The sequence below is a fragment of the Pseudomonas sp. AGC41 genome (genome assembly GCF_057334555.1).
This window is the reverse complement of sequence record NZ_JBHFJB010000163.1, coordinates 167,608-177,983: the sequence shown is the minus strand read 5'-3', so window position 1 is coordinate 177,983 and position 10,376 is coordinate 167,608. Positions and strand designations below refer to the sequence as shown.

Below are 10,376 nucleotides of genomic sequence, written 5' to 3'. Positions count from 1 at the left end.
GGTGCCCAGGGGCACCGGCCTTTGCGTTGTACCGATTACAGGCTGGGGAATGCGAACTGCGAAGCCTCGTGGCTGGCACGCTGCGGCCAGCGCTGGGTAATGGCTTTGCGACGGGTATAAAAACGCACCCCGTCCGGACCGTAGGCATGCAGGTCGCCAAACAACGAACGCTTCCAACCGCCAAAGCTGTGATAGGCAACCGGCACCGGCAATGGAACGTTTACACCGACCATCCCGACTTCGATCTCATCGCAGAACAACCGTGCCGCCTCCCCGTCCCGGGTAAAGATACAAGTACCGTTGCCATACTCGTGATCATTGATCAGTTGCATCGCCTCTTCCAGGCTGTTGACCCGGACGATACACAGCACCGGCCCGAATATTTCTTCCTTATAGATACGCATCTCGGGCGTTACGCGATCAAATAGGCAACCGCCCAGGAAAAACCCTTCTTCATGCCCAGCCACACTCAAGCCGCGACCATCGACAATCAGCGAAGCGCCTGCCGCCACACCCTCTTCTATATAGCCGCTGACCTTGTCCCGATGCTGACCGGTCACCAACGGTCCCATGTCCAGACCGCAAGACGTACCGGCACCGATTTTCAGCGCCTGGATCTGCGGCACCAACTTGGCCACCAGCGCATCCGCCACCTGATCACCGACACACACCGCCACCGAAATCGCCATGCAACGTTCACCGCATGAACCGTAAGCCGCGCCCATCAGCGCACTGACGGCATTGTCCAGGTCGGCATCCGGCATCAGTACCGCATGGTTCTTGGCGCCGCCCAGCGCCTGAACGCGTTTGCCGCGACGAGTACCTTCGGCATAGATGTACTCGGCAATCGGCGTCGAGCCAACAAAACTCAGGGCCTTCACTTCCGGCGCTTCGATCAGTGCATCCACGGCAGCCTTGTCGCCATGGACCACACTCAACACCCCCTTGGGCAGACCGGCTTCCAGCAGCAACTGGGCGATCAGCAGCGTCGAACTCGGGTCACGCTCGGATGGCTTGAGGATGAAGCAGTTGCCGCAGACGATCGCCAGCGGATACATCCACAGCGGTACCATCGCCGGGAAGTTGAACGGTGTGATGCCTGCCACCACGCCCAACGGTTGAAAGTCTGACCAGGCGTCGATGTTCGGTCCTACGTTACGGCTGTATTCGCCCTTCAGTATTTCCGGCGCCGCACAGGCAAACTCGACGTTTTCGATACCGCGCTTGAGCTCACCGGCGGCGTCTTCGAGGGTCTTGCCATGTTCTTCGCTGATCAACTGGGCGATGCGTGACTCGTTCTGCTCCAGCAACTGTTTGAAACGAAACATCACCTGGGCGCGCTTGGCCGGCGGCGTGTTGCGCCAGGCCGGGAAAGCCGCCTTGGCGGCATCAATGGCCTGCTGAACAGTTGCGCGATCGGCCAGCGGGACCTTGTGGATTGCCTGGCCGGTAGATGGGTTGAACACGTCGGCCGTGCGTGCGCTATCGCTCAGCAATTCGCCATTGATCAGATGCGGGATGAGGCTCATGGGGACTCCAGACAATTCGCTCGCCAGACGCTCTTGAACGAGCGTCTCTATATAAGAAAGAAATCAGTCGATTTTATTCAGCACGTCACCGACCGCATCGAACAGACGATCCAGGTCCTGCGGCTTGCTGTTGAACGTCGGCCCGAACTGCAGGGTGTCGCCGCCGAATCGCACATAGAACCCGGCTTTCCACAGGGCCATCCCGGCCTCGAACGGACGCACGATGGCGTCGCCGTCGCGCGGGGCAATCTGGATCGCCCCGGCCAGGCCGAAGTTGCGAATGTCGATGACGTTCTTCGAGCCTTTCAAACCATGCAAGGCATTCTCAAAATGCGGCGCGACCTCGGCCACGCTTTGCACCAGGTTTTCCTTCTGCAACAGATCCAGTGCCGCCAGGCCAGCCGCACAGGCCACCGGGTGCGCCGAATAGGTATAGCCGTGGGGAAACTCCACCGCATATTCGGGCGTCGGCTGGTTCATGAACGTCTGGTAGATTTCCGAACTGGCAATCACCGCCCCCATGGGAATGGCGCCGTTGGTGACCTGCTTGGCGATGCACATCAGGTCCGGAACCACGCCAAAGCTATCAGCGCCAAACATCGAGCCGGTGCGACCGAAACCGGTAATGACCTCGTCAAACACCAGCAGGATGTTGTGCTGGTCGCAGATCTGCCGCAGACGCTTGAGATATCCCTCAGGCGGGACCAGGACCCCGGCGGATCCGGCCATCGGCTCGACAAAAACGGCCGCAATGTTGGACGCGTCGTGCAGCTCGATCAATTTCAGCAGCTCATCGGCCAAGGCGATGCCACCTTCCTTCGGCATGCCACGGGAATAGGCATTGCTGGCCAGCAAGGTGTGGGGCAGATGATCGACGTCCATCATGGCCTGGCCGAACAATTTACGATTGCCACTGACGCCGCCCAGGCTGGTGCCGGCGATGTTCACGCCGTGATAACCACGGGCACGGCCGATCATCTTGGTCTTGGTGGCCTGCCCCTTGAGGCGCCAGTAGGCACGGACCATCTTCACCGCGGTATCGGCGCACTCGGAACCGGAGTCGGTGAAGAACACGTGGTTGAGGTTGCCCGGGGTCAGGCTGGTGATCTTTTCCGCCAGCTGGAACGACAGCGGATGGCCATACTGGAATCCCGGGGAATAATCGAGGGTGCCCAATTGCCTGGCGACCGCCTCCTGGATTTCCTTGCGAGTGTGCCCGGCGCCACAGGTCCACAAGCCCGACAGTGAATCGTAGACCTTGCGCCCCTTGTCGTCCGTCAGCCAGCTACCCTCGGCGGCGACGATCAAGCGGGGATCGCGTTGGAAATTACGATTGGCCGTGTAGGGCATCCAGTGGGCATCCAGCTTGAGCTGGCTGGCCAGGGAACCGACAGCGTGTTCGGGCATGTTCATCGACAAAACCTCGCAGGGTATGAGCGGCATGAAGCCAAGGCGTTCTTGCGGCTACGTTGCCACGACGATAAAGTCGGTGAAACCCAGCTTTTCTAACCTTCAGTCAGCGGATCACTAAACTATGAGCACGCGTCGTCCCGATCCACTGGCCCAGGTCAGCGACTTCGATATCCGTTTGCTGCGCATTTTCCGCAGCGTGGTGGAATGCGGCGGATTTTCGGCAGCGGAAACCGTGCTTGGTATCGGCCGCTCGGCTATCAGCCAGCAGATGAACGACCTGGAGCAGCGTCTTGGCCTGCGCCTGTGCCAGCGTGGGCGCGCGGGCTTCTCGCTGACGGAGGAAGGGCGCGAAGTCTATCAATCGGCATTGCAGTTATTGAGCGCGCTGGAGAGCTTTCGTACCGAGGTCAACGGCCTGCACCAGCATTTGCGCGGTGAATTGACCATCGGCCTGACGGACAACCTTGTCACGCTGCCCCACATGCGGATCACGCACGCCTTGGCCCAGTTGAAAGAACGCGGGCCGGACGTGCAGATCCAGATTCGCATGATCGCGCCCAACGAAGTCGAACAAGGCGTGCTCGACGGGCGCCTGCATGTCGGGGTAGTGCCCCAGGCCAGCGCCCTTTCCGGACTCGAATACCAACCGCTCTACAGTGAACGCTCGCTGCTGTATTGCGCGGTGGGACATCCACTGTTTTATGTGGACGACCAACAGCTCGAAGACACTCGGCTCAACAGCCAGGACGCCATCGCGCCAACCTTTCGCCTGCCCGCCGACATCCAGGCTCACTACCAGGCACTTAACTGCACCGCCAGCGCCTCGGATCGCGAAGGCATGGCGTTCCTGATCCTCACCGGACGTTACATTGGTTATCTGCCGGATCACTACGCTAATCTTTGGGTTCAGCAAGGGCGGCTGCGAGCCCTCAAGCCCCTCGCACGTTTCTATGATCTGAGCCTGGCGTCGGTCACTCGCAAGGGCCGCCGCCCGCACCTTGTACTGGAAAGTTTCCTGGAAAACCTGGCGGCAACCCGCTGATATCTTCGCGGCGCACGGCTTTTATGGCTGCAGCACTTGTCGGATCCGCGCCGGTGCGCTATGAACGCACTTGCCCGCCCCCACAGACCCAGCCCGGAAACGTCCATGACCTTTGAAGTTCCTGCCCATGGTGGCAAGCCTACCGGCCGTATTCGTCAAAAAAACGAGGAAACCATCCTCAGGGCCGCCGAGGATGAGTTCGCCCGTCACGGCTTCAAGGGCACCAGCATGAACGCCATCGCCTTGAAGGCCGGACTGCCCAAGGCGAACCTGCATTACTATTTCACCAACAAGCTCGGGCTCTATGTCGCCGTGCTGAGCAATATCATCGAACTGTGGGACAGCACTTTCAATTCCCTGACCGCCGAGGACGATCCAGCGCAGGCATTGACCCGCTACATCCGCGCCAAGATGGAATTCTCACGGCGCCAGCCCCAGGCATCGCGAATTTTCGCCATGGAAGTGATCAGCGGCGGCGAATGCCTGAGCGAGTATTTCAACCAGGATTATCGCGCCTGGTTCAAGGGCCGCGCGGCCGTGTTCCAAGCCTGGATAGATGCGGGCAAAATGGACCCGGTCGATCCGGTTCACCTGATTTTTCTGCTGTGGGGCAGCACCCAGCATTACGCCGATTTCGCCACCCAGATCTGCCGCGTGACCGGGCGTAGCAAATTGACCAGGCAAGACATGATCGACGCCGGCGACAATCTCATCCGCATCATTCTCAAAGGCTGCGGCCTGACACCAGACCTCTAGGACCCCATGCCTTATACCCTTGCCGGCTTTTGCGAATACCGTGAAGAAATTCGCAAAAGCCGTTTCATCACCTTCGCCGCCCCCATCACCAGCCCCGCCGAGGCCCAGGCCTTTATCGAGCGGCACAGCGACCTGGACGCCACGCATAATTGCTGGGCATGGAAACTGGGCGAGCAATATCGCAGCAGCGACGATGGCGAGCCGGGCGGCACTGCCGGGCGCCCGATCCTCGCGGCCATCCAGGCTCAGGATTGCGATCAGGTCGTGGTGCTGGTCATACGCTGGTACGGCGGGATCCAGCTGGGTACCGGCGGTTTGGCTCGCGCCTATGGCGGCGGTGCGAACAAATGCCTGCAGACTGCCGAGAAGGTCGAATTGATCAGCCGCGTAGCGCTGCGTTGCCTGTGCGGTTTCGCCGAGCTGGCCTTGGTGAAACTGCGAATAGCTGAATGCGGCGGTCTAGTCGTCGCCGAAGATTTCACCGCCAATGGCGTGGAGCTTCAACTCGCAGTCGCTGAAGAACACATCGAGAGCCTGCAAACGCGAGTGGCCGACCTGAGTCGCGGACAGATACGCCTTGAGCGCCCGGCAGCCTCATGAAAAAGGCACAGTTTGCCCACATGCGCTGTGCACCTGCCTGTGGATAACCTGGGCGCATCCAGCTGTAACCCTTCTGTCATGCGGGTTTTCGAGCATTGTTCGTTTTTCATACAAAAATTCGCCGATACGGCGAATCCGTCAAAAAACAAATGGTTGCGATGCTTTATCACCTTTAGAAGAAAGCCGCACAGGGCTTATGCCCGAGTTTCAGGCTTGCGCACAATAACTGTGGAGCAACCTGTGGATAACCCGTTCATGGCTCCAGCCGCCCCAAGAACAGCATGGCTTGCAGCCGCCTGATCATTTTTTAACCAGACATTATAAGGACCTGAACCTGATCGAAACCGCATGACCGCTCCCAGACGCGTTGTGCCACAAGCTGAAACAACCGCCCGGGCAACGTTGTCCATTAACTCCGTGACTTTTCTTTCAAGGAAGCATTCATGAATTCGGCAAAAACCGCATTGATCATCGGCGCCTCCCGGGGACTGGGCCTCGGCTTGGTGAAGACGCTTCTGGGTGACGGCTGGAACGTCACCGCCACGGTACGTAACCCGCAGAACGCCGAGGCCTTGAAGGCGCTGGGCCCGGTGCGCATCGAAAAGCTCGACATGGACGATCAGCAAGCCGTCATCGCCTTGAGCCAGCAGCTCAGGGACCAGACGTTCGACCTGTTGTTCGTCAATGCCGGCGTCAAAGGCCCCGACAACCAGAGCCCGGGCGGTGCAACGCTGGCTGAGGTCGGTCAGTTGTTCTTCACCAATGCCGTGGCACCGATCAACCTCGCCCAACGCTTCGTCGGGCAGATCCGCGACGGCAGCGGCGTGCTGGCCTTCATGAGCTCGGTGCTGGGCAGCGTGACCATGCCCGACGCCCCCGAACTGGCGTTGTACAAGGCCAGCAAAGCCGCGCTCAACTCGATGACCAATAGTTTTGTCAGCCAACTGGGCGAGCGGACGCTGACCGTGCTGTCGCTGCACCCGGGCTGGGTAAAGACCGACATGGGTGGCGAAGGCGCGGACATTGATGTCGAGACCAGCACCCGTGGGCTGATCGATCAGGTCAATGCCTTTGCCGGCAAGGGTGGGCATCACTTCGTCAATTACAAAGGCGAGACGATTCCCTGGTAATCACCCCGGTATCCCTGGAGCATCCATCCTGCAGGGCTTTTGTCGGACACTGGAAATGTGTCCGGCAACCTGAGTACACTCCGAACCGCGCCTCCAAGGCGCCCCTGGATCAGCAGACAGGGCATCACTGAGCTGGCTAACCTGAACCCACTTTCAGAGGAGCCGGCGACCATGCCTGCGACCCGTACCTGGTTAAAAAATCCCCTCGCCATTTTCACGGCCAACGACCTCGATGCCCGTGGCGGTCTTGTCCTGCAGGACGGTGTGATCGTTGAGCTGCTCAGCGCCGGGCAACAGCCCGCGCAGCCTTGTGACACCGTGTTCGATGCTCGAGAACATGTGATCCTGCCGGGGCTGATCAACACCCATCATCATTTCTATCAGACCCTGACCCGCGCCTGGGCGCCGGTGGTAAACGAGCCGTTGTTTCCATGGCTGAAAACCCTTTATCCGGTGTGGGCGCGGCTGACTCCAGAAAAACTCGCGCTGGCGAGCAAAGTCGCGTTGTCCGAACTGCTGTTGTCGGGTTGCACTACGGCGGCCGATCACCACTACCTGTTTCCCGAGGGCCTGGAAAACGCCATCGATGTGCAGGTGCAATGCGTCGGTGAGCTGGGCATGCGCGCAATGCTGACCCGTGGTTCCATGAGCCTGGGCGAGGCCGACGGTGGCTTGCCGCCGCAGCAGACCGTGCAGCAGGGCCAAGTGATTCTCGACGACAGCCAGCGACTGATCGCTCGATACCATGAGCGCGGTGCCGGCGCGAAAATCCAGATTGCCCTGGCGCCTTGCTCGCCGTTTTCGGTCACGCCCGAGATCATGCGCGCCAGCGCCGAGCTTGCGGAAACACTCGACGTACGCCTGCACACCCATCTGGCCGAAACCCTCGACGAGGAGGACTTCTGCCTACAGCGTTTCGGCCTGCGTACCGTGGACTACCTTGACAGCGTCGGCTGGCTGGGCCCACGTACCTGGCTGGCCCACGGCATTCATTTCAACCCGGACGAAATCACCCGTCTCGGCGCCGCCGGAACCGGTATCTGCCATTGCCCCAGTTCGAACATGCGCCTGGCCTCGGGCATTTGTCCGACGCTTGAACTGACCGCAGCCGGCGCGCCATTGGGCCTGGGGGTGGACGGCTCGGCGTCCAACGATGCGTCGAACATGCTGCTGGAAACCCGCCAGGCGCTATACATCCAGCGCCTGCGCTATGGCGCGCAAGCGATCACGCCGGAAAAGGTGCTGAGCTGGGCGACCCGGGGCTCGGCACAATTGCTGGGACGCAGCGACATCGGCGAACTCGCAGAGGGTAAACAAGCCGACCTGGCGATGTTCAAGCTTGATGAGCTGCGCTTTTCCGGCAGCCACGATCCGGTCTCGGCCCTGCTGCTGTGCGGCGCGGATCGGGCGGACCGGGTGATGGTCGCGGGTCAGTGGCGAGTGATCGATGGACAGGTCGAAGGGCTCGACCTGCAGGGGTTGATTGCCGATCACAGCCAGGCGGCGCGGGAGCTGATCGCGGGTACCTGACCCGACCAGAAAACCTGTGGGAGCAAGCCTGCTCGCGATAGCGGTTTCATATCCGGCACTGATATTGACTGACCTGGCCCCACCGCGAGCAAGCTCGTTCCCACAGGGACTGTGACAGGTTCAAAGACCGAGTAATGACAACATGATAAACGTGGCAAACAGCACAAAGTGGGTCATGCCTTCGATGGCGTTGGTTTCGCCATCGTTGAGGTTGATGGCGCTGACGATCAGGGTAATGAAGATCATCACCGTCTGCACTGGGGTCATCGCCATCTGGAAAGGCTGGCCGGTGTAAAGCGCCATGGCTTCCATCACCGGCACCGTCAGGATCACGGTGGACAGTGACGCCCCCAGGGCGATATTCACCACCGACTGCATGCGATTGGCCAGGGCTGCGCGCAGGGCGGTGAGAATTTCCGGCGCAGCGGAGATGACCGCCACCAGGATTGCCGTGACCACCGGCGGCGCGCCGGAGCCTTCCAGCCCGAGGTCGATAGCCTTGGACATGACTTCGGCCAGCGCACCGATGACCACCACGCCGAACACCAGTGCGCCGATGGAAAACGCCAGGCTGATGGGTTTCGGCTCGGCTTCCACCGGTTCCTTCCTGCGGCGTTTTTCCGGGTAGCTGTAGCTGAAGAAATAGCTGTGTGGCCCCACCTGCATGCGCAAGAACAACGTATACAAGACGATCATCGCGCCGATGGTGAATGCAGAATAGTGCTTCCAGTTTTCCTGCGGAATAAACTCTGGCACCACCATCGACACGCCCATGGCAGTGAGGATCATCACGCTGTAGGTACGCGCCGAATCGTCGTTATAGACCTGCTCGCCGTGCTTGAGCCCACCCATCAACGCCGCCAGCCCGAGAATACCGTTGATATCGAGCATCACCGCCGAATAGATCGTGTCGCGTACCAGGGTTGGCGACGCCTCGTTACTCATCATGATCGCCAGGATCACCACTTCCACCAGTACCGCCGACAAGGTCAGGATCATGGTGCCGTAAGGATCGCCGACCTTTTCCGCCAGCAACTCGGCGTGATGGGCCACGCGCATGGAGGCGGCAACGATGAAACCGATCAGCACCAGGCCGCCAACCAACGCCACGACCTGCCCGCTGCCCAGCAGCCAATGCTCCAGCGGGTAGGCGACAAAAGCGGCAAGCAGGGCGAGCAACAGCAGTTTTTCTTGCTTGATCAACGTCAGCATCGTGGGCCTATCGCCATGGACGGGTCATGAGCTACTAGACTGTGACGTGCCGAGAACGTTTCCTTCGGATGTGCCGTAGCGGGTGTTCAGGTTTGTGCGGTTAGTGGATCAGCCGGTCAGGTTTTACCAGACATCGGCGTCCACCTCTGTAGAATGCCCGCCATTGATTCGCTGATGAGAAAAAACCATGTACGACTGGCTTAACGCCTTGCCCAAGGCTGAACTGCACCTGCACCTGGAAGGCTCGCTGGAGCCCGAGCTGCTGTTTGCCCTGGCCGAACGCAACAAGATTGCCCTGCCGTGGAACGACGTGGACACCCTGCGCCAGGCCTACGCCTTTAACAATCTGCAGGAGTTTCTCGACCTGTACTACCAGGGTGCCGACGTGCTGCGTACTTCCCAGGATTTCTACGACCTGACCTGGGCCTATCTGTTGCGCTGCAAGGCGCAGAACGTGATTCACACCGAACCGTTCTTCGATCCGCAGACCCACACCGACCGGGGCATTCCATTCGAAGTGGTGCTCAACGGCATTGCCGCCGCCCTCAAGGACGGTGAGCAACAATTGGGCATCTCCAGCGGCCTGATCCTGAGCTTCCTGCGTCACCTGAGCGAAGAGCAGGCAGAAAAAACCCTCGACCAGGCGCTGCCCTTCCGCGACGCATTCGTGGCCGTCGGCCTGGACAGTTCGGAGATGGGCCACCCGCCAAGCAAATTCAAGCGGGTCTTCGACAGGGCGCGCAATGAAGGCTTTCTGACCGTCGCTCATGCCGGTGAAGAAGGCCCTCCCGAGTACATCTGGGAAGCCTTGGATCTGCTGAAAATTCAGCGCATCGACCACGGTGTACGCGCTATCGAAGACGAGCGGTTGATGCAGCGGATCATCGACGAACAGATCCCGTTGACGGTTTGCCCGCTGTCCAACACCAAGCTATGCGTGTTCGATGATATGTCGCAGCACAACATCCTCGACATGCTCGAACGCGGTGTGAAGGTGACGGTGAACTCCGATGACCCGGCGTATTTTGGCGGCTACGTCACCGAGAACTTCCATGCGCTGCACACGCATCTGGGCATGACCCAGGACCAGGCCAGGCGGTTGGCGCAGAACAGCCTGGATGCGCGGTTGGTGAAACCTTAAGACTGGTGATGATCCTTTGTGGG

General features: G+C 60.1%; 9 protein-coding genes. 6 read left to right on the top strand and 3 right to left on the bottom strand.

Annotation, left to right across the window (positions count from 1 at the left end; all coding sequences use genetic code 11):
* Positions 1 to 35 precede the first annotated feature (35 nt).
* Together ACE04F_RS29040 and aptA are read right to left on the bottom strand one after the other, a co-directional pair.
* On the bottom strand, positions 36 to 1,529 hold the full coding sequence (locus ACE04F_RS29040) for a CoA-acylating methylmalonate-semialdehyde dehydrogenase (RefSeq protein WP_486111162.1): 1,494 nt from the start codon (positions 1,527 to 1,529) through the stop codon (positions 36 to 38).
* A gap of 63 nt (positions 1,530 to 1,592) precedes the next feature.
* Positions 1,593 to 2,942: an omega-aminotransferase AptA gene (aptA, locus tag ACE04F_RS29035; protein WP_486111161.1), complete on the bottom strand. Its 1,350-nt coding sequence runs from the start codon at positions 2,940 to 2,942 to the stop codon at positions 1,593 to 1,595.
* Between the two features lie 121 nt (positions 2,943 to 3,063).
* Here aptA and ACE04F_RS29030 point away from each other — a divergent pair, with 121 nt between their 5' ends.
* From ACE04F_RS29030 to ACE04F_RS29010, 5 genes are all read left to right on the top strand, one after another.
* A complete protein-coding gene (locus tag ACE04F_RS29030) occupies positions 3,064 to 3,984 on the top strand; it encodes a LysR family transcriptional regulator (protein ID WP_486111159.1) in 921 nt (306 codons plus the stop codon).
* A gap of 105 nt (positions 3,985 to 4,089) precedes the next feature.
* On the top strand, positions 4,090 to 4,740 hold the full coding sequence (locus ACE04F_RS29025; RefSeq protein WP_305497021.1) for a TetR/AcrR family transcriptional regulator: 651 nt from the start codon (positions 4,090 to 4,092) through the stop codon (positions 4,738 to 4,740).
* Between the two features lie 6 nt (positions 4,741 to 4,746).
* A complete protein-coding gene (locus tag ACE04F_RS29020) occupies positions 4,747 to 5,340 on the top strand; it encodes an IMPACT family protein (protein ID WP_486111157.1) in 594 nt (197 codons plus the stop codon).
* 443 nt (positions 5,341 to 5,783) lie between these two features.
* Complete coding sequence (locus ACE04F_RS29015) at positions 5,784 to 6,470, top strand: SDR family oxidoreductase (protein WP_486111155.1); 687 nt, start codon at positions 5,784 to 5,786, stop codon at positions 6,468 to 6,470.
* A gap of 171 nt (positions 6,471 to 6,641) precedes the next feature.
* Positions 6,642 to 8,000, top strand: coding sequence for an 8-oxoguanine deaminase (locus ACE04F_RS29010; protein WP_486111153.1), 1,359 nt, complete (start codon positions 6,642 to 6,644; stop codon positions 7,998 to 8,000).
* A gap of 120 nt (positions 8,001 to 8,120) precedes the next feature.
* Here the strand turns inward: ACE04F_RS29010 and ACE04F_RS29005 are convergent, their stop codons facing one another.
* On the bottom strand, positions 8,121 to 9,212 hold the full coding sequence (locus ACE04F_RS29005) for a calcium:cation antiporter (protein WP_305497028.1): 1,092 nt from the start codon (positions 9,210 to 9,212) through the stop codon (positions 8,121 to 8,123).
* Between the two features lie 187 nt (positions 9,213 to 9,399).
* Here ACE04F_RS29005 and ACE04F_RS29000 point away from each other — a divergent pair, with 187 nt between their 5' ends.
* Complete coding sequence (locus tag ACE04F_RS29000; protein WP_486111151.1) at positions 9,400 to 10,353, top strand: adenosine deaminase; 954 nt, start codon at positions 9,400 to 9,402, stop codon at positions 10,351 to 10,353.
* The last annotated feature ends 23 nt before the right edge of the window (positions 10,354 to 10,376 follow it).

Bases quoted from the DNA above. Each gene is read 5' to 3' on its own strand.
- ACE04F_RS29040 (WP_486111162.1), bottom strand. From the start codon at position 1,529: ATGAGCCTCATCCCGCATCTGATCAATGGCGAATTGCTGAGCGATAGC.
- aptA (WP_486111161.1), bottom strand. From the start codon at position 2,942: ATGAACATGCCCGAACACGCTGTCGGTTCCCTGGCCAGCCAGCTCAAG.
- ACE04F_RS29030 (WP_486111159.1), top strand. From the start codon at position 3,064: ATGAGCACGCGTCGTCCCGATCCACTGGCCCAGGTCAGCGACTTCGAT.
- ACE04F_RS29025 (WP_305497021.1), top strand. From the start codon at position 4,090: ATGACCTTTGAAGTTCCTGCCCATGGTGGCAAGCCTACCGGCCGTATT.
- ACE04F_RS29020 (WP_486111157.1), top strand. From the start codon at position 4,747: ATGCCTTATACCCTTGCCGGCTTTTGCGAATACCGTGAAGAAATTCGC.
- ACE04F_RS29015 (WP_486111155.1), top strand. From the start codon at position 5,784: ATGAATTCGGCAAAAACCGCATTGATCATCGGCGCCTCCCGGGGACTG.
- ACE04F_RS29010 (WP_486111153.1), top strand. From the start codon at position 6,642: ATGCCTGCGACCCGTACCTGGTTAAAAAATCCCCTCGCCATTTTCACG.
- ACE04F_RS29005 (WP_305497028.1), bottom strand. From the start codon at position 9,212: ATGCTGACGTTGATCAAGCAAGAAAAACTGCTGTTGCTCGCCCTGCTT.
- ACE04F_RS29000 (WP_486111151.1), top strand. From the start codon at position 9,400: ATGTACGACTGGCTTAACGCCTTGCCCAAGGCTGAACTGCACCTGCAC.